This window comes from Kineosporia sp. NBRC 101677, assembly GCF_030269265.1.
GTDB lineage: Bacteria > Actinomycetota > Actinomycetes > Actinomycetales > Kineosporiaceae > Kineosporia > Kineosporia rhizophila.
This window is the reverse complement of record NZ_BSTA01000011.1, coordinates 24131-47983: the sequence shown is the minus strand read 5'-3', so window position 1 is coordinate 47983 and position 23853 is coordinate 24131. Positions and strand designations below refer to the sequence as shown.

Sequence of the window (23853 nt, the reverse complement as noted above, 5' to 3'; positions counted from 1 at the left end):
AGGATCCGGCGAGCGAGAGGCACCCCGACGTGGCAGCTCCGCAGAACTACCTCGCGGTCATCAAGGTTGTAGGTATCGGTGGCGGCGGCGTCAACGCAGTCAACCGGATGATCGAGGTCGGACTCAAGGGCGTCGAGTTCATCGCGATCAACACCGACGCCCAGGCGCTGCTGATGAGCGACGCCGACGTGAAGCTCGACGTCGGCCGCGAGCTCACCCGCGGCCTCGGCGCCGGCGCCGATCCGGAGGTCGGCCGCAAGGCCGCCGAGGACCACGCCGAAGAGATCGAAGAAGTGATCAAGGGCGCCGACATGGTCTTCGTGACCGCCGGCGAGGGCGGTGGCACCGGAACCGGTGGCGCGCCCGTGGTCGCCCGGATCGCCCGGTCGCTCGGCGCCCTCACCATCGGTGTGGTCACCCGGCCGTTCACCTTCGAGGGCCGGCGCCGCTCGACCCAGGCCGACTCGGGGATCACCTCCCTGCGCGAAGAGGTCGACACCCTCATCACCATCCCGAACGACCGGCTGCTGTCGATCAGCGACCGCCACGTCAGCGTGCTCGACGCCTTCCGCTCGGCCGACCAGGTGCTGCTGTCCGGTGTCCAGGGCATCACCGACCTGATCACCACCCCGGGCCTGATCAACCTCGACTTCGCCGACGTGAAGTCGGTGATGCAGGGCGCCGGCTCGGCGCTGATGGGGATCGGCTCGGCGCGGGGTGAGGACCGGGCGATCCAGGCCGCCGAGACGGCGATCTCCTCGCCGCTGCTGGAAGCCAGCGTCGACGGTGCCCACGGGGTGCTGCTGTCCATCCAGGGTGGCTCCGACCTGGGTCTCTTCGAGATCAACGAGGCCGCACGGCTGGTCCAGGAGGCCGCCCACCCGGAGGCCAACATCATCTTCGGTGCGGTGATCGACGACGCCCTCGGCGACGAGGTCCGGGTCACCGTGATCGCGGCCGGCTTCGACGGCGGCAGCCCGGTGAAGCGGGCCGACCAGAACGCGCTCGGCCAGGTCAGCGGGCGGCAGCAGTTACCGCCCTCGTCCAGTCAGGCGCGTCCGGCCCACGTGCAGGCGGCCACCCCGCTTCCGGCCAGTGCCCAGCAGAACCAGTACGGCCAGCACGCGCAGCAGTCGGCCGGGCCGATCCCGCAGCAGCAGCCGGTCACCGCGCCGGTGCCGATCCCCGCCGTCAGCGCGCAGCTGAACAGCAACGGGTACGCGCAGTCGGGATCGCACGGGTATGCCCAGCCCACCCCGCTGAACCCGCCGGCGCCGGTCGAGCCGGAGCCGGAGAGCTGGCGGCAGCACGCCGAGCAGGGCACCGGTGAGCAGAACACCTACACCGAACTGCCGAAGGACCCGACGCCGACCCCGCCGCGGGTCATCGAGGTCAACGACCCCCGTCCGGCCCGTACTCCCCGGCCGATCGTGCTCGACGACGACGACCTCGACGTGCCGGACTTCCTCAAGTAACTTTCGCGGGTGCATCGCGAAGAAGAACTGAGCGCCGGGCTCTCGAAGGTCCAGGCGCAGGTGGCGGCGGCGTGTGCGGAGGCGGGGCGTGACCCCGCGGAGGTGACACTCGTCGTCGTCACCAAGACGTACCCGGCCAGCGATGTCAGGCAGCTGGCCGGTCTCGGGGTCCGGGACGTCGGCGAGAGCCGCGACCAGGAGGCCTCGGCCAAGGTCGGCGAGCTGGCCGACCTGGATCTGACCTGGCACTTCATCGGCCGGTTGCAGAGCAACAAGGCCCGGGCGGTCGGCCGGTACGCGCGCGTCGTGCACTCGGTGGACCGCCCTTCGCTGATTCCGGGCCTGGAACGCGGCGCGGGCGAGGCCGGTCACAAGGTGAGCTGTTTCATCCAGCTGAGTCTGGACGGCGACCCGGCCCGTGGTGGTGTGGTGGCCGCGGACGTGGCGGCGCTGGCCGACGAGATCGTCGGGGCCGATCACCTTGAGTTAGCGGGCCTGATGGCCGTGGCGCCTGTGACGTGGGACCCAGATCGGGCCTTTTCTGAACTTTTGCGCTCCTCGCTGCATCTACAGAACAAGCACCCGGGAGCGGCTGCCATTTCGGGTGGCATGAGCGGGGATTTTGTGCAAGCGCTGCGTCACGGAGCAACTCATCTGCGTGTCGGAAGCGCGGTCCTCGGTCAGAGGCCGCCCCTCGGGTAGCTTCGTCGCAGGGTGAGCGAACATGCGGAGGTTTCGATGAGCGGCGCACTGCGCAAGACCATGGTGTACCTGGGCCTTGCCGAGGACGACGACCGCTACTCGGCGTACGACGAGTACGAGGACGAGGACTTCGATCCGGTCGTGGACGACGAAGAAGAGCGCGAAGAGCCCCGCCGGGCCCCGGTCACCCCGATCGGCCGCGCCCAGGGGACGGGGAACATCGCCCGGGTGGTCGCGCACCCCTCGGCCGAGATCCACCGGATCACCACGATCCATCCCCGGACCTACAACGAGGCCAAGACCATCGGCGAGAGCTTCCGCTCCGGCACTCCGGTGATCATGAACCTGACGGACATGGACGACTCCGACGCCAAGCGTCTGGTCGACTTCTCCGCCGGTCTGGTCTTCGGTCTCCACGGGTCGATCGAGAAGGTGACCGGCAAGGTCTTCCTCCTGTCACCGGCGAACGTCGAGGTGGCGACCCCGGAGAAGGTCCGGCCGGCCGAGCGCTCGGCCTTCTTCAACCAGTCCTGAACCGGTCCGGACTCCAGGTCCGGGCCGGTTCGGCTTCTCCTGCACTCCCGTAGCACCTGCTGGTGGCGGGCGCGGGTGCTCCTCATGACGTGTGCCTGGGCGATCAGGTGCGCCCGGATCTGGACGCTGCTGCCCTCAGGGGCAGTTCGTGCTCCGGCGGGTGAGCCGTGTGCCTGTTCGTACCGCTGCGCTCAGCTTCGTAGAGCCGGACGGGCGAGGGTGGGCACCGCACGGTGGGCCGGTGCGTTGTACCGGCTGATGCAGAAGGACGACGGTTGCCACCAGAATCCGGCCGATCCGGCCGGGTGAGCGGGCAACATGGATCATCCTAGGCGATCCGGGCGGATACATCGATGCCCGGTTCGCTACCGTGAACGCCGTTCGACTGCAGCCGTCCCCCTGCGGCCGGCCCGCACCGCGTGAAGCGGCCCGGGCCGGACCGTTCCGAATCTGAGTGCAAGCGGAGTCGTAACCGTCGTGGACGTGATCAGGTACCTGCTCTATTACGTCGTCTTCCTGTTCTTCATCATCCTGATCGGCCGGCTGGTGATCGACTGGATCCAGGTCTTCGCCCGCGACTGGCGCCCCCGGGGCGTGGTGCTGGTGATCGCCGAGGGCATCTACTCGGGCACCGACCCGCCGCTGAAGGCCCTGCGCCGGCTGCTCCCGCCGCTGCGCATCGGGGCGATCCAGCTGGACCTGGCCTTCATCGTGTTGTTCCTCATAGTGAGCATCCTGATGCAGGTGCTGCGCCCGTAGACCCAATGGGCGTATGCCGCACCTTTGGGTGACAGAGTGTGCGTGACACGTGACGGTCCGTTGCTCCAGAAGTGGTCTTCTACCCCGACCTTGTGTAGCGTCAGCTTCCGGTACGGTGGCGTAGCAGCGGCTCCGCACTTCCGATTGAGTGACCAACGCGAGGTGACCAGATGGCGTTGACGCCCGAAGACGTTGTTAACAAGCGCTTCCAGGCGACGAAGTTCCGTGAGGGCTACGACCAGGACGAGGTTGACGACTTCCTGGACGAGGTCGTCAACGAACTCCGTCGCCTCGGTGAGGAGAACGAGGAGCTGCGCGGCAAGCTGAGCTCGTGCGAGCGACGCGTCGGCGAGCTGTCCCGCGCCAACGTCGCCCGCGAGTCGGCGCCGGAGCCGGCCCCCGCTCCGATGCCGACCCCGCCCCCGCCGCCCGTTCCGCAGCCGGTGGCCGCGGTCGTGCCGGAGCCGGTCCGGGTGCCCGCCGTCATGGAGTCGTCCTCGCAGGGCCCCGAGGCCGCGGCCGGCATGCTGGCCCTGGCCCAGAAGCTGCACGACGAGTACGTGCGCAACGGTGAGCAGACCCGCGACCGCATCGTCGGCGAGGCGCGCGAGCACTCCACCCGGCTCATCCGTGAGGCCGAGGAGAAGCAGCGTCAGACCCTCGGTTCGCTGGAGCAGGAGCGTTCGCTGCTCGAGCGCAAGATCGACGAGCTGCGCGCCTTCGAGCGCGAGTACCGCAGCCGCCTGAAGTCCTACCTCGAGGGCCAGCTGCGTGAGCTGGAGTCCAAGGCCGCCGTCGTGCCCACCCGGGGCCCGCAGCAGCCGCAGTCCCAGCCGGCCGGTGTCGGTGCTGCTCCGTACGGAGCGCCCCTGCCGACGCGGGGTGGCTACGACTCGGGTTCCGACGCCCCGGCCCAGTACCCCTTCGGCGGCCAGAACTGAACATTGGCTAGCCCGGGCGGCTAGCCAGTCCGGCTCGGCGGGTTCAGACTTGTCTGAATCTGCCGTCAGCCGTTTTGCGGGCGGCGCCAGGTTCTCGCGTGACCTGGTGCCGCTTCGCGCTGTGTAGGGGGGACCTCGACGTGCCACGGACCGACCGCAAGGGTGCTGCCACCACGACCACCGAGGGTGCCTTCGAGGGCATCCGGGCCGAGCTGAACACCGAGCTGGTGCGGCTGCGGGGAGAGCGGGAGGCGGTGCTGGCCGGTCTGGCCGAGGTGATCCGCGACAGTCAGGCCGGTTCCGGTGACGACCCGGCCGACTCCAGCGGCAAGACCTTCGAGCGGGAGCACGAGCAGGCGCTGCTGACCCGGGTGGACGAGGCGATCCTGGCTACCGAGGAGGCGATCGGGCGGATCGACGCGGGCACCTACGGCGTGTGCGAGAGCTGTGGTGAGCCGATCGCGCTCCCGCGGCTGGAGGCCTTCCCCCGGGCGGCGCTGTGCGTTTCGTGCAAGCAGCGGCAGGAACGGCGGTAGGTGCGGAGGTGCAGGCCAGTCATGGCACCCTATGAGGACGATGACTGAGCCCACCCCGCCCACCCAGACGCCGGTGTCCTCGCAGGACGCCGGTGGCCCGCCCGCGCCGTCGGCCCGCCGCCGGGCCTACTCCGCCGCCGTGCCACTGATCGCCCTGGTCGTCCTCGGGCTGGACCAGCTCACCAAGTACATCGCGGTGCAGGAGCTGACCGGCCGCGGCCGGGTCGACGTCCTCGGCGACGTGTTCGGCTTCTACCTGATCCGCAACCCGGGGGCCGCGTTCTCGCTGGCCACCGGAGCCACCTGGATCTTCTCGGTGGTGGCGGTCGCGGTGGCGATCTTCATCATCCGGATGTCCCGCACCCTGGGGCACTGGGGCTGGGCGATCGCCCTGGGCCTGCTCCTGGGCGGCGCGGTGGGCAACCTGACCGACCGGATCTTCCGTTCGCCGGGGGTGTTCCGCGGGCACGTGGTGGACTTCCTCGAGCTGCCGAACTGGCCGATCTTCAACCTGGCCGACTGCGCCATCACCTGCGCGGCGGTGCTGATCGCGGTGCTCAGCGTGATCGGTATCGGCCTGGACGGGCAGCGGGTCACCTCGGACAAGCCGGCGGACGGCTCGGCGGACGAGGGCACCGAGAAGAGCGACGATGCCTGAGGTGCGCTCGATGCCGGTTCCCGACGGCCTGGCCGGGGAACGGCTGGACGCGGGACTGGCCCGGTTGTTCGGCCTTTCCCGTAACGCCGTCGCCGACCTGGCCACCGACGGGGCGGTGATGCTCGACGGCACGGCCGTGGGCAAGTCCGAGCGGCTGCGGGCCGGGGCCTGGCTGGAGATCACGCTGCCCGGGCCCGAGCAGGACGAGCTGCCCCCGCCGGAGCCGGTGCCGGGCATGCGGATCGTGCACGACGACGACGACCTGGTGGTCATCGACAAGCCGGTCGGCGTGGCTGCCCATCCCAGCCCCGGCTGGACGGGCCCGACCGTGACGCAGGGACTGGCCGCCGCGGGTTACTCCATCGCCACCTCCGGGGCGCCGGAGCGCCAGGGCATCGTGCACCGGCTCGACGCCGGCACCAGCGGCCTGATGGTGGTGGCCAAGAGCGAGTACGCGTACTCGGTGCTGAAGCAGGCCTTCCGCGACCGCACGGTCGAGAAGACGTACCACGCCGTGGTCCAGGGCCACCCCGACCCGTTGCGCGGCACCATCGACGCGCCGATCGGCCGGCATCCGCGGCAGGACTACAAGTGGGCGGTGGTGACCGGGGGCAAGCCGAGCATCACCCACTACGAGACGGTCGAGGCCTTCCGGGCCGCCTCGCTGGTCGAGGTGCACCTGGAGACCGGGCGCACGCACCAGATCCGGGTGCACTTCTCCACCCTGCGCCACCCCTGCGTGGGCGACCCGATGTACGGCTCGGACCCGACCCTGTCGGCCCGGCTCGGACTGAGCCGGCAGTGGCTGCACGCGGTGAAGCTGGGCTTCGAGCACCCGGGCTCGGGGGAGTGGGCGGAGTTCGCCAGCAACTACCCCGAAGACCTGGCCGTCGCCCTGGAGCGGTTGCGCGACCAGGGCTGAGCCCGGGCCCCTTCGCCCGTGATCGACGCCCTTCGTCCTCGGCCGTTCGGCCGAGGACGGGCCCGGGTCCCGGATCCGTGCTCAACACGCCGGGTCCACCGGGCCCGTCGTCCGGGTCTGCCGGATTCTGTCGGACCCGGCACTTAGACTGACTGCCGATCCACCCGCACCAGACCTCACCGGCCGCCTCGGCGGCGGGTGCCCCTTCCCGGTCGCAGTGCTGGTGTCCGTCCTGGTCCCCGACCAGCCGCTGTGCCCGGGAGTTCTCTCGTGGCGCCCGGCCGACCGCTTGGAGGCGCCCCGTGCCCGGCCCGTCCGATTCCTTCGTCCACCTGCACAACCACACCGAGTACTCGATGCTCGACGGGGCGGCGAAGATCGACGACCTCTTCTCCGAGGCCGCCCGCATGGGCATGCCCGCGGTCGCCACCACCGACCACGGGTTCGTGTTCGGCGCCTACGAGTTCTGGAAGAAGGCCAAGAAGCACGGCGTGAAGCCGATCATCGGGGTCGAGGCCTACGTCACCCCGGGCACCAACCGGAAGGACCGCACCCGCGTCCGCTGGGGCGACGGCGGCGGCGACGACGTCTCGGGTACCGGTGCCTACACGCACATGACGCTGTGGTCCGAGAACAACACCGGCATGCACAACCTGTTCCGGCTGGCCTCGCTGGCCAGCATGGAGGGAATGTTCTACAAGCCCCGGATGGACCGCGAGATCCTCTCGAAGTACCACGAGGGCCTGATCGCGACCACCGGCTGCCCGTCCGGCGAGGTGCAGACCCGGCTCCGGCTCGGCCAGTACAAGGAGGCGGTGGCGGCCGCCGCCGAGTGGCGCGACGTGTTCGGCGAGGGCAACTACTACTGCGAGGTCATGGACCACGGGCTCGGCATCGAGCGCCGCATCCAGCAGGACCTGGTCAAGCTGGCCCGCGAGCTCAACCTTCCGCTGGTGGCCACCAACGACCTGCACTACACCAAGCCGGAGGACGCGAAGGCGCACGCGGTGCTGCTGTGCGTGCAGTCCGGCTCCACCCTGGCCGACCCCAAGCGCTTCAAGTTCGACGCCGACGAGTTCTACCTCAAGTCGCCGCAGGAGATGCGCGAGCTGTGGTCGGAGCTGCCGGACGCCTGCAACAACACCCTGGAGATCGCCGAGCGCTGCGACATCTCCTTCACCGAGTCGGTCGGCTCGCTGATGCCGCGCTACCCGGTGCCCGAGGGCGAGGACGAGCAGTCCTGGTTCATCAAGGAGGTCCAGACCGGGCTGATGCACCGCTACCCGGGCGGTATCCCGGACGAGGTGCAGAAGCAGGCCAACTACGAGTGCGAGGTGGTCACCAGCAAGGGCTACGCCGGCTACTTCCTGGTGGTGGCCGACTTCATCAACTGGTCCAAGGACAACGGCATCCGGGTCGGCCCGGGCCGTGGTTCGGGAGCCGGGTCGATGGCCGCCTACGCCATGAAGATCACCGACCTCGACCCGCTGCAGCACGGCCTGATCTTCGAGCGGTTCCTCAACCCCGAGCGTATGTCGATGCCCGACTTCGACGTCGACTTCGACGAGCGCCGGCGCGGTGAGGTGATCCGCTACGTCACCGACAAGTACGGCGAGGACCGGGTCGCGCAGATCGTCACCTACGGCACGATCAAGGCCAAGCAGGCCCTGAAGGACGCGGGCCGTGTGCTGGGCTACCCGTTCTCCCTCGGTGAGCGGATGACCAAGGCGATGCCCCCGGCGGTGATGGGCAAGGACATCCCGCTCTACGGGATCTTCGACGACAAGCACCCGCGCTACAAGGAGGCCGAGGAGTTCCGGCAGCTCCACGCGCAGGACCCGGACGTGGCCAAGGTGGTCGAGACGGCCCGGGGGCTGGAGGGCCTGAAGCGGCAGTGGGGTGTGCACGCGGCCGGTGTGATCATGTCCAGCGAGCCGCTGATCGACCACATCCCGATCATGCGCCGCGAGCAGGACGGCGCGATCATCACCCAGTTCGACTACCCGACCTGCGAGAACCTGGGTCTGGTCAAGATGGACTTCCTGGGTCTGCGCAACCTGACCATCCTCGACGACGCGCTGCAGAACATCGTGCTCAACGGCAAGGAGCCGGTGGAGCTGGAGTCGCTGGAGCTGACCGACCCGAAGACGTACGAGCTGCTGCAGCGCGGTGACACGCTGGGCGTGTTCCAGTTCGACGGCGGCCCGATGCGCTCGCTGCTGCGCCTGATGCGCCCCGACAACTTCGAGGACATCTCGGCCGTCGGCGCGCTCTACCGGCCGGGCCCGATGGGTGCCAACTCGCACACCAACTACGCCCTGCGCAAGAACAAGCAGCAGGAGATCAGCTACCCGCACGACTCGCTGGCCGAGGCCCTGGAACCGATCCTGGGCACCACCTACGGCCTGATCGTGTACCAGGAGCAGGTCATGGCGATCGCCCAGCAGCTGGCCGGGTACTCGCTGGGCAAGGCCGACCTGCTGCGCCGGGCCATGGGCAAGAAGAAGCGCGAGGTGCTCGACGCCGAGTACGTCGGCTTCGAGAAGGGCATGCTCGACAACGGGTTCAGCGCCGAGGCGATCAAGACCCTGTGGGACGTGCTGGTCCCGTTCTCCGACTACGCCTTCAACAAGGCCCACTCGGCCGCCTACGGCGTGGTCAGCTACTGGACGGCCTATCTCAAGGCCAACTACCAGCCCGAGTACATGGCCGCGGTGCTCACCAGTGTCCGCGACGACAAGGACAAGTCGGCGCTGTACCTGAACGAGTGCCGGCACCTGGGCATCAAGGTGCTGCCGCCGGACGTGAACGAGTCCAGCGCCAACTTCACCGCCGTCGGCGAGGACATCCGCTTCGGCCTGACCGCCATCCGCAACGTCGGGGCGAACGTGGTCGAGGCAATCGTGGCGGCCCGGGAGGAGAAGGGCCGCTTCACCTCCTTCGAGGACTTCCTGCGCAAGGTGCCGCTGGTGGTCTGCAACAAGCGCACCATCGAGTCGCTGATCAAGGGCGGCGCGTTCGACACCCTCGGCCACACCCGCAAGGGCCTGGTCGCGGTGCACGAGCAGGCGGTGGAGGCGGTGGTCTCGGACAAGCGGCAGGAGGCCAACGGTCAGGACTCGCTGTTCGGGGCCCTGATGACGGACGACGACTCGGGCCCGCAGCTGTCGATGGTGCCTCCGGTGCCCGAGGGGGAGTGGGAGAAGTCGGTCCTGCTGGCCTCGGAGCGGGAGATGCTCGGGCTGTACGTGTCCGACCACCCGTTGTTCGGTGTCGAGCACATCCTGGCCAAGTCCGCCGACTGCACGATCTCCCAGCTCACCGGCGACGACGGGCGGCCCGACGGGGCCACCGTGGTGATCGCGGGCATGATCAGCTCGCTGCAGCGCAAGCTCACCAAGAACGGCAACCCCTGGGCCATCGCCACGGTGGAGGACCTGGGCGGCGCGATCGAGGTGCTGTTCTTCCCGCAGACCTACCAGACGGTGCTGCACGTGCTCGCCGAGGACCTGGTGGTCGTGGTGAAGGGCCGGGTCAACCGGCGTGACGACGTGCCCACGATCTACGCGCAGGAACTCACCATCCCCGACCTGACGGTCAGCTCGAACGGCCCGGTGGTGCTGTCGATGCCGGTCAGTCGCTGCACCCCGCCCACCGTGGAGAAGCTGAAAGACGTGCTGGTGAACCATTCCGGCTCCACGGAGGTGCACCTGAAACTGGTGCAGCCGGGGCGGCAGACCACCATGCGGCTCGACGACCGGCTGCGGGTGACCCCGTCGCCCGCGCTGTTCGGCGACCTGAAGGCGCTGCTCGGTCCGAGCTGCCTGGCCTCCTGAGAAGAAGCTGACCACGAACCGGTCGGACGCCCCGGGCGGGGCGCCCGGCCGGGTGGACCGGGAGTCACGGTTCGAGCGTGTGACGTTAGGGTTGGCGCCCGATGAGCACGTTCGATCAGACCCCAGATTCCGGACCAGCCGGACCAGCCGGACCGGACCTAGGGGCAGACGCCTGGGGGCAGCAGCCCTCCGCCCACACCCCTGCCCGCGCGCCCGGTCGCAGGCGCGCCGGGGGTAGGAGTGCTGGGGGTAGGAGTGCTGGGCCCGGCGGGGGGCGGCGGGTCCTGGCCGGTGAGACGGTCAGCCTGGTAGTCCCGCTGCTGCTGGGTGTGCTGATCGCCGTGCTCTGGCGCGCTGTCCTGCCCTCGGCCCAGCACCTGGGCGACGAGCAGGAGGTGCAGGCCTCGGTCGACGGCACCCTGGCCGGGCTCGGGCTGGTCGCGGGTGTGCTGACCGGTGTCTACCCGCTGATCTGGCCCGGGCGCACGCCGGTGCGCAGGGTGCTGGCCCTGATCGCCACCTGCACCCTCGGCGCGGTGATCGCCTGGCAGCTCGGCGACCAGCTGGACAACCCGGAACTGCCGCTGCGCACCATCGGCTCGGCGTTCATCTGGCCCGCCACCACCGCGGTCGTGATCATGGTCGGGGCGATCCTGCCCTGGACGTCGCGCCGGCTGGAACTGGCCGCCCGCCCCGACCTGCGCGACGAGAACCAGTAGCTACGCAGGCCCGTGCCGTCCTGGGCGGCGGGAGTCCGGTGACTGCGCAGGCTCGTGCTGTCCTGGGCGGCGGGAATCCAGTGACTGCGCAGGCCCGTGCTGTCCTGGGCGGCGGGAATCCAGTGACTGCGCAGGCCCGTCCCGACCTGGGCGGCGAGAAACCAGGAACTACTCAGCCCGTCCGATCGGAGCCGTCCGGGCGCGGGTCAGGCGCACCAGGTCGTCCGGCGCCAGCTCCAGGTCCAGCCCTCGCCGACCGCCGCTGACGAACACGGTCGGATGCTCCAGGGCCGAGGCGTCGACCACCGTGGGCAGGGCCTTGCGCTGCCCGAGCGGACTGATCCCACCCACCACGTAGCCGCTGCTGCGCTCGGCCGCCGCCGGGTCGGCCATCGCCGCCTTCTTCCCGCCCGCCGCCGCGGCCAGCGCCTTGAGGTCGAGCTGCCCGGTCACCGGCACCACCGCCACCCACAGCCCGCCGTCGATGTCGGCGAGCAGCGTCTTGAACACCCGGGACTCCTCCACCCCGAGCGCACCGGCGGCCTCGGACCCGAACGAGACCCGCGGTGCGGACGAGGCCCGGCTGCGGTCCTCCGCCTCGAACGTGTGCACGGTGAACGGCACCCCTGCCCCGGTCAGCAGCTTCACCGCCGGGGTCGACGCACCTGCATCCTTCTTCTTCGCCACGCCGGTGATTCTGGCGTACGGAGATCAGTTCGGGGTCGGAGGCTCTTTCAGCAGCTCCACCGCCGGCAGCGAGTTGAACGCGTTCAGCAGCCCGATCTCCCGCCGCAGCAGCGACAACTCGGCGGTGAGCCGGTCGTGCGTGGTCGGCGCCTCCAGCAGGGCCTGGCGTTCCGGCAGCTCCAGCACGGCCGCCGCGGCCACCAGGTACGACAGCACCCGGGGCTCGGTCGGCACCCCGGACTGCTCCACCCGCAGCCGGTCGCGGTAGGCAGCGAAGCGCAGGCCCACCAGCTCGGCGGCGGCATCGATGTCACCGGGGCCGTCCGGTTCCCCGATGAAGTCGACCAGGCCCGTGTGGTACGGCGTCTCGGCGGCGGCGTCCAGCCCCTGCAGCGAGAACCGCATCTGGCCCACGGTGACCAGGTCGTAGCGACCGTCGTCGTACGGCGTCACCTCGCGGATCTGCGCCGTGCAGCCCACCGGGTACAGGCCCTCCAGGGTCTCCGGGTCGCCGCCGGGCCGGGTGGCCACCACGCCGAAGTGCCGCGGCGCGCCCTCGGGCAGGTCGAGCAGCGCGGCGATCAGCAACCGGTAGCGCTGCTCGAAGATGTGCAGCGGCAGTACCAGACCCGGCACCAGAACGGTGCTGAGTGGAAAGAGAGGAAGCCGGGTCGCCACGGGACCAAACTAGTCAAACATGCAGCCTCCGCGTCCCGGGCCGATGGGACGCACTTAGACTGACCGCCGTGATCCGCCGACTTGACCTGCGTGGCCAGCAGCTGACCTCCCGTGACCTGAGGGCCGTGGTGCCCCGCGCCGAGCTGGACGTGGAGCAGGCGCTCGCCGTCGTCCGCCCGATCGTCGAGCAGGTGCGCGAGCACGGTGTGGCCGCCCTGGTCGAGCTGAGCGAGAAGTTCGACGGCGTGCGGCTGGACTCGGTCCGGGTGCCGGCCGAGGCCCTCACCCGGGCGCTGGCCCAGCTCGACCCCGAGGTGCGGGCCGGCCTGGACGAGTCGATCCGCCGGGCCCGCCTGGTGCACGCCGACCAGCGCCGCCACGACACCACCACCAAGGTCGTCGACGGGGGCACGGTCACCGAGCGCTGGGTGCCGGTCGACCGGGTGGGTCTCTACGTGCCCGGCGGCCGGGCCGTCTACCCCAGCAGCGTGGTGATGAACGTGGTTCCGGCGCAGGAGGCCGGCGTTCCCGGCATTGCCGTCACCAGCCCGGCGCAGCGCGACAACCCGGCCGGTTTCGAGGGTCTGCCCAACCCCACCATCCTGGCCGCCTGTGCCCTGCTCGGCATCGACGAGGTCTACGCGGTCGGCGGGGCCCAGGCCGTGGCGATGTTCGCCTACGGGGCGAAAGACGCCGCCGGCACCTGGATCTGCGAGCCCACCGACCTGGTCACCGGTCCGGGCAACATCTACGTCACCGCGGCCAAGCGGCTGCTGCTCGGGGTGATCGGGATCGACTCCGAGGCCGGTCCCACCGAGATCGCCGTGCTGGCCGACGACAGCGCCGATCCCGAGCACGTGGCCAGCGACCTGATCAGCCAGGCCGAGCACGACCCGCTGGCCGCCGCGGTCCTGGTCACCGACTCCACCGAGCTGGCCGCGCAGGTGGAGGAGGCGGTCGCCCGGCGGGTGGCGGCCACCAAGCACACCGAGCGGGTCACCACCGCGCTGTCCGGGCCGCAGTCGGCGATCGTCCTGGTCGACGACGTCGATCAGGGGCTGAAGGTGGTCGACGCCTACGCCGCCGAGCACCTGGAGATCCAGACCCGCGACGCCGACGCGGTGGCCGCCCGGGTCCGCAACGCCGGGGCGATCTTCGTCGGTGCCTATTCGCCGGTCAGCCTGGGCGACTACTGCGCCGGCTCGAACCACGTGCTGCCGACCGGGGGCTGTGCCTGCTTCTCCAGCGGCCTCAGCGTGCAGTCGTTCCTGCGGGGGATCCACGTGGTCAGCTACGACCGGGCGGCGCTCGAGGGGGTGGCCGGGCACGTGGTCGCCCTGGCCAACGCCGAGGACCTGCCGGCCCACGGCGAAGCCGTCACCGCGAGGTTCTGATGCGGGTGGCCCTGCTGCTGCGCGGCGTCAACCTGGGCGGGGCCCGCAGGCTGCCGATGGCGGATCTGCGGGCGCTGCTCACCGAACTCGGGCACACCGAGGTCAAGACGCTGATGGCCAGCGGTCAGGCCGTGGTCAGCACCGACCGGGACCCGGCCGAGGTCGCCCAGGAACTCGAGAGCCGGCTTCAGCAGCAGCTGGGCCTGACCACCGACGTGTTCGCCCGCACCGGCGCCGAACTCGCCGCGATCATCCAGGCCAATCCCTTTCCCACGGCCGACGAGGACGGGGCCCGGCACGCGGTGGTTTTCATGCACCGACCCGTGCCCCCGGCCCAGCTTCCAGCTGCCCAGGAACCGGACGAGCTCATCGCCCACGGCACCGAGCTGTACCTGCGCCTGCCCAACGGCTTCGCCGACAGCAAGCTCTCGATCGCCGTGGGCAAGGTCAAGAGCGCACCCGTCACCACCCGCAACTGGAACACGGTCAAGAAATTAGGCGCGCTGACCCAGCCGTAGCCCGTCCATCAGCAGGTCGAGCACCCGCCCGGCCTGCTCACGCTGCTCCGGCGCGGCTGCGGCCATGGTGATCGCGCTGATCGAGAGCAGCACGTCCTCCGGCCGCACGTCGCTGCGCAGCGTGCCCGCCGCGGCCCCGGCCTCGAGCAGCCGCCGCACCGCCGCCGTCATCCGGTCACGGCTGGTGGCGTAGGGATTGCGCCCGGAGGCGACGACTGCCCGCAGCGCCTCGGCCATCTCCCGCTTGGTGCTCATGTAGTCGAAGAACCGGTCCATCCAGCGGCGCAGCGCCTGGTCGGTGGGCAGGGCGGCCAGCAGGTCCTCGGCCGCGTCGCACAACTTGGCCAGCTCGTTGCGGTACGCCGCCTCGACCAGCTCGTCGCGGCTCGGGAAGTGCCGGTACAGCGTACCGATGCCCACGCCCGCATCCTTGGCGATGCCCTCCAGGGAGGCCTCGGGCCCCTCCCGGCTGAAGGCCTGAACCGCGGCCTGCAGCAACCGTTCCCGGTTGCGCCGGGCGTCGGCGCGCAACGGCCGTCCCGCGGTCTCGCTCACCCGGACACCTCCCACCGGAAAAAAACCATTGTTACCCAGGGCGAAACCTTTTGTTCAGCGTGGCGTCTTGCCCCGGACCACGGTCATCGCCGCCAGCGTCGAACGGTCTGGCACCCGGTTCTTCTCGTACGCCCGCAGCGCCTCCTCAGGGGAGAAGCCGGCCGCCCACCAGTCGGCCGGGTGAATGCCCTCCGGCCCGGCCAGGCGGGCAACCGCTCGCCAGCGTTCCCAACGGGTGCTCGGGTCGTGGTCCCCCTCTTCGTACCGAGCGAACAGCAGCGGAGCCTGGGCGGGGTGCGAGATCCAGCCTGCGGTCTCCCATTCCGGCACCTCATGGATCCAGCGGCTGCTCAGCACCGAGTCGATCCGCTCCCGGAACATGCTCGGGTCGACCCCGCCCCGGGCGCGCACCGCGGTCTCGAACAAGGTGAACGGCACGTAGCGGCGGGCCTGCGGCAACGCGGTGCCGGGATCGATCCCCAGCGGGGAGGTCAGGTACGGCTCCAGAACCTTCATGATGCTGGGGAGGCCGAGCCAGCGCAGTTCGGTGCTGGTGACCCCGGTCAGCCACGCCCGGTCGCTGGGGCGGATCCGCGCCCAGGCAACCAGTTCGCCGAAGGGCAGCTCATTGCGCCGGGGTAGGTCGGGCCGGGTCGGCGGGGGATACCAGCGGCGCTCCCAGGCGTCCGGGTCCGGGTTCTCCTCGGTGATCGCCACGGGGTTGGGCACCAGCAACCGGGGACGCTCGAACCGCACCAGGCGCCGCAGATCGGCCGGGGTCCAGCCGAGCGCGGTGAGTTCGGCAGCCTCATCCTGGGTAAGCACCCGCGACAACAGGTAGGCCTCGGTCCGATCCTCGCCGGTCATTCGCTGGAGGGCGGCCGCCTGCCGCGGGCGTCGCAGCGCCCACGCGGCCGCGAGCACGGTGATCCGGCCGGCGCCGACTTCGTCCACGACCCACCCTCCTGTCTCGATAGGTTCCGCGCGACCCTGCGGATCATGCCAGGCCACTGGGGTATCAGCGGCAACGTGGAGCCAGAGTGTGCACCAAGCGCGACCCGGAGTCCGACCTCGGGCGACCGGAGGGGGGAACGAAAGAGGTCAGTAGACTCCCGCCCGTGAGCAACGACTCCCGGGACGAGGTCCTCGCCCGCCTGCCCCTGCGTGACGACCTGCGCGGTCTCACCCCGTACGGCGCGCCGCAGCTCGAGGTCCCGGTCCGGCTGAACACCAACGAGAACAGTTACGACGTTCCCGGTGAGGTGGTCGCCGCGATCCTCGACGCCGTCCGTAAGCAGGCCCGCCACCTGAACCGCTATCCCGACCGCGAGTTCACCGAACTGCGCGAGGACCTGGCCAACTACCTCGGCCACGACCTGGAACGCGACCAGCTCTGGGCCGCCAACGGCTCCAACGAGGTGCTCCAGCAGCTGCTGCAGGCCTTCGGCGGGGCCGGCCGCCGGGTGCTCGGGTTCTCACCCAGCTACTCGATGCACTCGATCATCGCCACCGGCACCGGCGCCACCTGGATCGACGGCCACCGCGGCCGGCCCGGTCAGGCGGCCGACGACCCGAACCAGTTCGACCTGCACGTCGAGCAGACCGTGGCGCAGATCGAGCAGCACCGCCCGCACGTCACGTTCCTCTGCTCGCCCAACAACCCCACCGGCACGGCGCTCGACCTCGAGGTGGTGCGGGCCGCGTACGACGCCACCGACGGCATCGTGATCGTCGACGAGGCCTACGCCGAGTTCGCCCGTCCGGGCACCCCGAGTGCCCTGACGCTGCTGCCCGGTCGTGAGCGGCTGGTCGTCACCCGCACCATGAGCAAGGCGTTCGCCCTGGCCGGAGCCCGCCTCGGCTACTCCGCCGCGCACCCGGCGGTGCAGGACGCGATCCGCCTGGTGCGCCTGCCCTACCACCTCTCCTCGCTCACCCAGGCCGCCGCCCGCGCCGCGCTCTGGCACTCCGACGTGCTGCTGGACACGGTCGAGGCGATCAAGGCCCAGCGCGACCGGATCGTCACCGCCACCCAGGAGCTCGGCCTGAAGCCGGCCCCCAGCGACGCCAACTTCGTTCTGGTTGGTGGTTTCGCCGATGAGAAGGCGGTGTGGCGCTCGCTGCTCTCGCGGGGGGTACTGATCCGCGACAACGGTCTGCCCGGCTTCCTCCGGGTGACCGCGGGCACGGAGGGGGAGACCACGACGTTCCTGGACGCTCTCGCCGACTCCCTGCTCGACGTCCCGCTCCCTGCCTAGAACAAATTGCAGACGTCGGTGCGCGCCGACCGGGGTACGGCACCTCGGTGCCGGTTCCCCGGTTGGGTGCCCGCGGACGTCCCCCATTAGGTTTTCGAGAAGACCCACCCGACGCACGCCCCGAGGAGAACCGATGTCCCGCACCGCCCGGATCGAACGGACGACGAAGGAGTCCAGCGTCGTCGTCGAACTGGACCTGGACGGCACCGGCAAGGCAGAGATCTCCACCGGGGTGGGTTTCTACGACCACATGCTGAACAGCCTGGCCAAGCACTCGCTGATCGACCTGTCCGTGCAGTCCACCGGGGACCTGCACATCGACGCGCACCACACGGTCGAGGACACGGCGATCGTGCTGGGCGACGCGCTGAAGATCGCGCTGGGCGACAAGGCCGGGATCCGCCGCTTCGGCGATGCGATGGTGCCGCTCGACGAGGCGCTGGTGCAGGCCGTGGTCGACGTGTCCGGCCGGCCGTACTGCGTGCACACGGGGGAGCCCGAGGGGCAGCAGTTCGTGCTGATCGGCGGTACCTACATCGGTTCGCTGACCCGGCACGTGTTCGAGACCATCTCGCACCACGCGGCCATCGCCATGCACATCCGGGTGATGGGCGGTCGCGACCCGCACCACATCGTGGAGGCGCAGTTCAAGGCGCTGGCCCGCGCGTTGCGCGTTGCGGTCGAGCCCGACCCCCGCGTCACGGGTATCCCCAGCACCAAGGGTTCCCTCTGACCAAAAGCCCGAACCAACTAGGGACGTTTGTGAGCCTGAGTCTCACAAACGTCCCTAGTTTGTGGTTGAGGGGGCGATGAGCTCGGTACCGGGCGGGAGCGTGCCATCAACGGAAGCGCTGCCCAGGTAGCCCAGAAGTTCTGCGCGTAGTTCCTGCGCTGCCCGGGAGGGCTGAGCGCCCCGGCGGTGGGCCAGACCGATCGTGCGCGACAGACCCGGAGCGGCAATGGGTGTGACCCGGTGGGTGGACCGCCCGGCGACAACTGTGCTGGGTACCACCGCCAGTCCCAGCCCCGCCTCGACCATGCTCAGCACCGCGTCCATCTCTCCGCCCTCCACAGCGAGTGACGGGGCAAAACCCGCTCTACGGCAGGCGCCCACGGTTACGTCGCGCAGTTCGTACCCGTTGCGGAACATCACCAAAGGACGTCCGCGCAGCTGTGCGATGGCAATCGGACGCCCGTCGGTGGGAGCCGGCTCGCGGGGAGACGAAACGACCACCAGGTCTTCCCGCAGCAGGGGCACGGTCTCCAGCGCCGGGTCGTCGGAGTGCAGTGGAAGTACGAGCAACGCCAGATCGATCAGCCCGGAGGCGGTCTTGGCCACCAGGTCGCGGGAGCCGCTCTCCTCCAGCACCAGCCGGATCGCGGGGTAGCGGCGGCGATAACGCCTGGCCACCTCCGGCACCAGACCGGTGAGCAGACTCGGGGTGGCGCCCAGGCGCACCCGCCCGCTGCGCAGTTCGATCAGCTCGCGCACCTCCTGCTGCGCGGTCTCCACATCGGCGGTGATCCGCTGGGCGATCGGGAGTAACGCCTCGCCCGCCGGGGTAAGCGTGATGTTGCCGCGCACCCGGTCGAAAAGATCCGTGCCGAGTGACGCTTCCAACGCCCGGATCTGTTGCGACAGCGAGGGCTGGGCGATCTCGAGGAGCTGGGCCGCCCGGGTGAAGTGCTTGGTTTCCGCGACAGTGAGGAAATACACGAGCTGCTGTAGTTGCACGAGCACAGCGTAACCAGGTTCATAGGTTCTCCCTATCGAGATCCAACGCTTCATCTCTTGGACCTAATCAGCCTCTAGGGAATACCTTTCCCGCGTGGTAGAGACGCTGAGCAAGAACCCGCGAGTGACGGGATTCGGCAGCCTGCACCGCTCGACCATCGGGCGGAAGATGATCATGGCGGTCTCCGGACTGGCCATGCTCGGGTTCGTCGTCGCGCACATGATCGGGAACCTGAAGGTCTTCTTCGGGGCACCGGAGTTCAACGAGTACGCGCACTGGCTGCGCACCCTCGGCGAGCCGGCCCTGCACGAGTCCTGGTTCCTCTGGATCATGCGGATCGGCCTGATCGTGGCGCTGGTCGCGCACTTCTGGGCGGCGATCACGCTGACCCGGCACGACGCGAAGGCCCGGCCGGTGAAGTACCAGGCCCGGCGCAAGGGCGGTTACGCCACCACGCTGATGCGCTGGGGCGGCGTCACCCTGGCCCTGTTCATCGTCTACCACCTGCTCGACATGACCTTCGGGACGGTGAACCCGAGCGACTCCAAGGAGCCCTACGCGCGGGTCACCGCCAGCTTCCACGAGTGGTACAACGTCGTCTTCTACACGCTGGCCATGGGTGCCCTGTGCATGCACATCTGGCACGGCCTCTGGAGCGCCGCGAACACCCTGGGCTGGAACCGCGCCACCACGGCCTCCCTGCGCACCCTCTCGAGCGTGGTCGCGGTGGCCATCGCGCTCGGCTTCCTGATCGTTCCGTACAGCGTCGTCTTCGGATGGGTGGATTGAGATGGCAGACCTGTCCAAGATTCTCGGTAAGGGCAGCGGCCTCGTCGGCGAGGGCGAGTTCTACTCGGTCGGCGAGCCGATCGCCGACGACAAGGCCCCCGACGGTGACATCGAGACCCGCTGGGAGCGGCGCAAGTTCGCCTCCAAGCTGGTGAACCCGGCGAACCGGCGCAAGCACAAGGTGATCGTGGTCGGCACCGGCCTGGCCGGCGGCGCCGCGGGCGCCAGCCTCGCCGAGCAGGGCTACCACGTGGTGCAGTTCTGCTTCCAGGACTCGCCCCGCCGCGCGCACTCGATCGCCGCGCAGGGTGGCATCAACGCGGCCAAGAACTACCGCAACGACGGCGACTCGATCTACCGGCTGTTCTACGACACGGTGAAGGGTGGCGACTTCCGGGGCCGGGAGTCGAACATCTACCGCCTGGCCGAGAACAGCGTGAAGATCATCGACCAGTGCGTGGCCCAGGGCGTGCCGTTCGCCCGTGAGTACAGCGGCCTGCTCGACACCCGCTCGTTCGGCGGCGTGCAGGTGCAGCGCACCTTCTACGCCCGCGGCCAGACCGGCCAGCAGCTGCTGATCGGCGCCTACCAGGCGCTGTCGAAGCAGATCGACGCCGGCAACGTGGAGATGTACGCCCGCCACGAGATGCTCGACCTGGTCATCGTCGACGGCCGGGCCCGCGGCATCGTGGCCCGCAACCTGGTCACCGGTGAGCTGTCCACGCACCTGGGCGACGCGGTGGTGCTCGCCACCGGCGGCTACGGCAACGTCTTCTTCCTCTCCACCAATGCCAAGGGCTCCAACACCAGCGCGATCTGGCGGGCGCACCGGCGCGGGGCCTACTTCGGCAACCCGTGCTACACGCAGATCCACCCCACCTGCATCCCGCGCTCGGGCGACCACCAGTCCAAGCTCACCCTGATGAGCGAGTCGCTGCGCAACGACGGCCGGATCTGGGTGCCCAAGCAGATGGGCGACAACCGCCCGCCGGAGCAGATCCCCGAGGAAGAGCGCGACTACTACCTGGAGCGCATCTACCCGGCGTTCGGCAACCTGGTGCCGCGTGACATCGCCTCTCGCGCAGCCAAGAACGTCTGCGACGAAGGACGCGGGGTCGGTCCCGGTGGGCAGGGGGTCTACCTCGACTTCGCCGACGCGATCAAGCGGATGGGCGAGGCCACCGTGCGGGAGAAGTACGGCAACCTCTTCGACATGTACGCCCGGATCACCTCCGAGAACCCGTACAAGCAGCCGATGCGGATCTACCCGGCCGTGCACTACACGATGGGCGGGCTGTGGGTCGACTACGACCTGCAGACCACCATCCCCGGCCTGTTCGCCGCCGGTGAGGCCAACTTCTCCGACCACGGCGCCAACCGGCTCGGTGCCTCGGCGCTGATGCAGGGCCTGTCCGACGGCTACTTCATCCTGCCCACGGTGCTGAACAACTACATCGGCAGCAACAAGTTCGCCCCGGTGGCGGCCGACGCCCCCGAGGTGGCCGAGGTCGAGACGCTGGTGAAGGAGCGGATCGACAAGCTGCTGTCGATCAACGGTGACCGCACGGTCGACTCCTTCCACCGTGAGCTCGGCCAGATCATGTGGGACTACTGCGGGATGGCCCGCAACGACGCCGGGCTGCGCAAGGCGATCAGCGAGATCCGGCACCTGCGCGAGGAGTTCTGGAAGCGGGTGAAGGTGCCCGGCACCGGCGCCGAGCTGAACCAGTCGCTGGAGAAGGCCAACCGGGTCGCCGACTTCATCGAGCTCGGCGAGCTGATGTGCATCGACGCGCTGATGCGGGAGGAGTCGTGCGGCGGGCACTTCCGTGAGGAGAGCCAGACCGCCGAGGGCGAGGCCGAGCGGCAGGACGACAAGTTCTCGTTCGTCGCCGCCTGGGAGTACGCCGGCCAGGGCCGCTTCGGCGGTACCCAGGAGCCGGTCCTTCACCAGGAGGACCTGGTCTTCGACTACGTCCACCCGGCTCAGCGCACCTACGCCTGATCTTTCGAAAGGTACGTGATGAAGCTCAAGCTCAAGATCTGGCGCCAGAAGAACGGTGACGACGCCGGCGGCATGGTCGCGTACGACCTCGACGGGGTCTCGCCCGACATGTCCTTCCTGGAGATGCTCGACACGCTCAACGAGCAGCTGATCATGGACGGCGAGGACCCGGTCGCCTTCGACCACGACTGCCGGGAGGGCATCTGCGGCAGTTGCGGCGTGGTGATCAACGGTGAGGCCCACGGGCCCGAGCAGACCACCACCTGCCAGCTGCACATGCGCGCCTTCTCGGACGGCGAGGAGATCATCATCGAGCCGTGGCGCGCGGCTCCGTTCCCGGTGATCAAGGACCTGGTGGTCAACCGCGGGGCGCTGGACCGGATCATCGGGGCCGGCGGTTACATCACCGCCCCGACCGGCTCGGCGCCGGAGGGCAACAGCACCCGGATCCCGAAGCCGGACGCCGACGCGGCCTTCGCCAACGCCACCTGCATCGGCTGCGGCGCCTGCGTCGCGGCCTGCCCCAACGGCTCGGCCTCGCTGTTCGTCTCGGCCAAGGTCACGCACCTGAACCTGCTGCCGCAGGGCCAGCCGGAGCGCACCTCCCGGGTGCTGGACATGGTCGAGCAGATGGACGCCGAGGGCTTCGGCGGCTGCACGAACACCGGGATGTGCACGGTCTCCTGCCCGAAGGAGATCCCGTTCATGAGCATCACCAACCTGAACAAGGAGTACCGCCGGGCGGTGCACCAGTCGAACAAGGCCCGGGCCGTCCAGGCCAAGCCCAACCCGTCCTGATCGTGGGGTTGCACCCCGGTGGTCACCGGGGTGCAACCCGCGTTCATTAGACTCCTGGGCATGAGCTCACCCCAGGTCGTCGTGCTCGACTACGGCTCCGGCAACGTCCGGTCGGCCGTCCGGGCGCTGGAGCGGGCCGGTGCGACGGTCGAGCTCACCGCCGACTTCAAGCGCGCCCAGGCGTGCGACGGCCTGGTCGTGCCCGGCGTCGGGGCCTTCGCGTCGGTCGCGGAGCAGTTGCGGGCCGTCGGCGGCGACCGGTTGATCGGCCGGAGACTGGCCGGAGGACGTCCGGTGCTGGGTATCTGTGTCGGCCTCCAGGTGCTCTTCGACAAGTCGGTGGAGTTCGGCCGCGACGACGTGCCCGGCCTGGGGGAGTGGCCCGGCACCGTAGAGCTGCTGCCCTCCACGGTGGTGCCGCACATGGGCTGGAACACGGTCGACGTGCCGGAGGAGTCGGTGCTGTTCAAGGGCATCGAGCGGGAGCGCTTCTACTTCGTGCACTCCTACGCGGTGCAGAAGTGGGAGCTGCCCGACCCGGGCGACCCCCTGGCCACCCTGAAGCCCCCGCTGGTCACCTGGTCCGAGCACGGCGGGCGGTTCGTGGCGGCGGTGGAGAACGGCCCCTTGTCGGCGGCGCAGTTCCACCCGGAGAAGTCCGGCGACGCGGGGATCCAGCTCCTGCGTAACTGGCTGGGCACCCTCTAGTTCTCCTGCCCGCCCTGACTTCGCATGATCGCGGCGTCGGTGCTGCGGCCGGGGAAGGGTCAGGGACCGGGCGGGGCCGGGGGCCGGGTGAGGCCAGGGGCCGGGTGAGGCCAGGGACCGGGCGGGGCCAGGGACCGAGTGAGGCCGGTGAGGTTCGTGCGAGCCGTGAGGAATGTCGGCCCGTCGGCAGAGGGTCGTGAATGTGCCGCAGGTCATGACGAGTCGTTGTCCCCGGTGGATACCTCGCGGCGGTGCTCGGGGTCGCCGGCGGGCACCCGCGGCCCGCGTCCGCCCAGGATCGGATGACAAAAGTGGTCCATAGAGCCACTTTTGTCATCCGATCCCGAGCGCCGCGCTTTTGTCATCCGATCTGGGCCGGGTACGCCCGCCTATCCATCGACCTTCGGGCGATAACAGGCCGCGAGGTCAGAGAAGTGTTCCTGCGAGACGGTTCAGGCGGGCAGGCCGCCCCCACTGAGCATGCCGTCCGGACCAGGCAAGCCGTCTGGACCAAGTCCGCCGTCCGGACCGAGTACGCCGTGCGGACCGAACATGCCGTCCGGACCGAGTGCACCGTCTGCCGCACTGAGCCGCCGTCCGTAGAGGCACTCACCCCTGCAGGGCCACCCAATTGACCCGCCTAGG

23 protein-coding genes are annotated in these 23853 nt (G+C 69.7%); 18 read left to right on the top strand and 5 right to left on the bottom strand.

Features of this window, described 5'->3' with window-relative positions; genetic code table 11:
• The first annotated feature begins 29 nt into the window (after positions 1 to 29).
• The 10 genes from ftsZ to QSK18_RS27480 all read left to right on the top strand — a co-directional run bounded on the left by ftsZ (position 30) and on the right by QSK18_RS27480 (position 11082).
• Complete coding sequence (ftsZ, locus tag QSK18_RS27525) at positions 30 to 1475, top strand: cell division protein FtsZ (protein ID WP_232812975.1); 1446 nt, start codon at positions 30 to 32, stop codon at positions 1473 to 1475.
• A gap of 9 nt (positions 1476 to 1484) precedes the next feature.
• The gene (locus QSK18_RS27520; RefSeq protein WP_232812976.1) at positions 1485 to 2177 is read left to right on the top strand and encodes a YggS family pyridoxal phosphate-dependent enzyme; all 693 of its coding nucleotides are present in this window, start codon (positions 1485 to 1487) and stop codon (positions 2175 to 2177) included.
• A 36-nt stretch (positions 2178 to 2213) separates the two neighbouring features.
• Positions 2214 to 2711, top strand: coding sequence for a cell division protein SepF (locus tag QSK18_RS27515; protein ID WP_232812977.1), 498 nt, complete (start codon positions 2214 to 2216; stop codon positions 2709 to 2711).
• A 477-nt stretch (positions 2712 to 3188) separates the two neighbouring features.
• The gene (locus QSK18_RS27510; protein WP_231440701.1) at positions 3189 to 3470 is read left to right on the top strand and encodes a YggT family protein; all 282 of its coding nucleotides are present in this window, start codon (positions 3189 to 3191) and stop codon (positions 3468 to 3470) included.
• 170 nt (positions 3471 to 3640) lie between these two features.
• Positions 3641 to 4411 (top strand): DivIVA domain-containing protein, encoded by a 771-nt coding sequence (locus QSK18_RS27505; RefSeq protein WP_232812979.1) that lies wholly within the window; start codon positions 3641 to 3643, stop codon positions 4409 to 4411.
• Positions 4412 to 4551: 140 nt separating this feature from the next.
• A complete protein-coding gene (locus tag QSK18_RS27500; RefSeq protein WP_285624965.1) occupies positions 4552 to 4947 on the top strand; it encodes a TraR/DksA family transcriptional regulator in 396 nt (131 codons plus the stop codon).
• 40 nt (positions 4948 to 4987) lie between these two features.
• On the top strand, positions 4988 to 5605 hold the full coding sequence (lspA, locus tag QSK18_RS27495) for a signal peptidase II (protein ID WP_232812981.1): 618 nt from the start codon (positions 4988 to 4990) through the stop codon (positions 5603 to 5605).
• The gene (locus QSK18_RS27490; RefSeq protein WP_232812982.1) at positions 5598 to 6527 is read left to right on the top strand and encodes an RluA family pseudouridine synthase; all 930 of its coding nucleotides are present in this window, start codon (positions 5598 to 5600) and stop codon (positions 6525 to 6527) included. Before lspA ends, QSK18_RS27490 begins: the two co-directional genes overlap by 8 nt.
• Positions 6528 to 6829: 302 nt before the next feature.
• Positions 6830 to 10363 carry a DNA polymerase III subunit alpha gene (dnaE, locus tag QSK18_RS27485; RefSeq protein WP_232812983.1) on the top strand — a complete coding sequence of 1178 codons (3534 nt, stop codon included), beginning with the start codon at positions 6830 to 6832 and terminating at the stop codon, positions 10361 to 10363.
• A 101-nt stretch (positions 10364 to 10464) separates the two neighbouring features.
• Entirely contained in the window at positions 10465 to 11082 is a 618-nt protein-coding gene (locus tag QSK18_RS27480; protein ID WP_232812984.1) for a hypothetical protein, read from the top strand.
• A 168-nt stretch (positions 11083 to 11250) separates the two neighbouring features.
• Here the strand turns inward: QSK18_RS27480 and ybaK are convergent, their stop codons facing one another.
• A complete protein-coding gene (gene ybaK, locus QSK18_RS27475; RefSeq protein WP_232812985.1) occupies positions 11251 to 11769 on the bottom strand; it encodes a Cys-tRNA(Pro) deacylase in 519 nt (172 codons plus the stop codon).
• Positions 11770 to 11793: 24 nt separating this feature from the next.
• Entirely contained in the window at positions 11794 to 12447 is a 654-nt protein-coding gene (locus QSK18_RS27470; protein ID WP_232812986.1) for an LON peptidase substrate-binding domain-containing protein, read from the bottom strand.
• Positions 12448 to 12515: 68 nt separating this feature from the next.
• Here QSK18_RS27470 and hisD point away from each other — a divergent pair, with 68 nt between their 5' ends.
• Both hisD and QSK18_RS27460 read left to right on the top strand, forming a co-directional pair.
• Positions 12516 to 13841: a histidinol dehydrogenase gene (hisD, locus tag QSK18_RS27465; RefSeq protein ID WP_232812987.1), complete on the top strand. Its 1326-nt coding sequence runs from the start codon at positions 12516 to 12518 to the stop codon at positions 13839 to 13841.
• Positions 13841 to 14359 (top strand): DUF1697 domain-containing protein, encoded by a 519-nt coding sequence (locus tag QSK18_RS27460; RefSeq protein WP_232812988.1) that lies wholly within the window; start codon positions 13841 to 13843, stop codon positions 14357 to 14359. The genes hisD and QSK18_RS27460 overlap by 1 nt, the downstream gene beginning before the upstream one ends.
• On the opposite strand, the gene QSK18_RS27455 is transcribed toward QSK18_RS27460, so the two are convergent.
• Positions 14336 to 14914 (bottom strand): TetR/AcrR family transcriptional regulator, encoded by a 579-nt coding sequence (locus QSK18_RS27455; protein ID WP_232812989.1) that lies wholly within the window; start codon positions 14912 to 14914, stop codon positions 14336 to 14338. The two genes, QSK18_RS27460 and QSK18_RS27455, sit on opposite strands and share 24 nt — an antisense overlap.
• A 54-nt stretch (positions 14915 to 14968) precedes the next feature.
• Complete coding sequence (locus tag QSK18_RS27450; RefSeq protein WP_285624959.1) at positions 14969 to 15868, bottom strand: hypothetical protein; 900 nt, start codon at positions 15866 to 15868, stop codon at positions 14969 to 14971.
• A gap of 164 nt (positions 15869 to 16032) precedes the next feature.
• Between QSK18_RS27450 and QSK18_RS27445 the strand changes: the two genes are divergently transcribed.
• Both QSK18_RS27445 and hisB read left to right on the top strand, forming a co-directional pair.
• Positions 16033 to 17172, top strand: a complete 1140-nt coding sequence (locus QSK18_RS27445) for a histidinol-phosphate transaminase (RefSeq protein WP_232812991.1) — start codon at positions 16033 to 16035, stop codon at positions 17170 to 17172.
• A gap of 133 nt (positions 17173 to 17305) precedes the next feature.
• Positions 17306 to 17905 (top strand): imidazoleglycerol-phosphate dehydratase HisB, encoded by a 600-nt coding sequence (hisB, locus tag QSK18_RS27440; protein ID WP_232812992.1) that lies wholly within the window; start codon positions 17306 to 17308, stop codon positions 17903 to 17905.
• Positions 17906 to 17959: 54 nt separating this feature from the next.
• Here the strand turns inward: hisB and QSK18_RS27435 are convergent, their stop codons facing one another.
• Positions 17960 to 18907: a LysR family transcriptional regulator gene (locus QSK18_RS27435; RefSeq protein WP_232812993.1), complete on the bottom strand. Its 948-nt coding sequence runs from the start codon at positions 18905 to 18907 to the stop codon at positions 17960 to 17962.
• Between the two features lie 94 nt (positions 18908 to 19001).
• Between QSK18_RS27435 and QSK18_RS27430 the strand changes: the two genes are divergently transcribed.
• The 4 genes from QSK18_RS27430 to hisH are packed head-to-tail and all read left to right on the top strand — an operon-like array spanning position 19002 to position 23208.
• Positions 19002 to 19697, top strand: a complete 696-nt coding sequence (locus tag QSK18_RS27430; RefSeq protein ID WP_232812994.1) for a succinate dehydrogenase cytochrome b subunit — start codon at positions 19002 to 19004, stop codon at positions 19695 to 19697.
• A 1-nt stretch (position 19698) separates the two neighbouring features.
• On the top strand, positions 19699 to 21702 hold the full coding sequence (locus tag QSK18_RS27425) for a fumarate reductase/succinate dehydrogenase flavoprotein subunit (protein WP_232812995.1): 2004 nt from the start codon (positions 19699 to 19701) through the stop codon (positions 21700 to 21702).
• An 18-nt stretch (positions 21703 to 21720) separates the two neighbouring features.
• A complete protein-coding gene (locus tag QSK18_RS27420; protein ID WP_232812996.1) occupies positions 21721 to 22500 on the top strand; it encodes a succinate dehydrogenase/fumarate reductase iron-sulfur subunit in 780 nt (259 codons plus the stop codon).
• A 60-nt stretch (positions 22501 to 22560) separates the two neighbouring features.
• On the top strand, positions 22561 to 23208 hold the full coding sequence (gene hisH / locus QSK18_RS27415) for an imidazole glycerol phosphate synthase subunit HisH (protein WP_285624946.1): 648 nt from the start codon (positions 22561 to 22563) through the stop codon (positions 23206 to 23208).
• Positions 23209 to 23853: the final 645 nt, after the last annotated feature.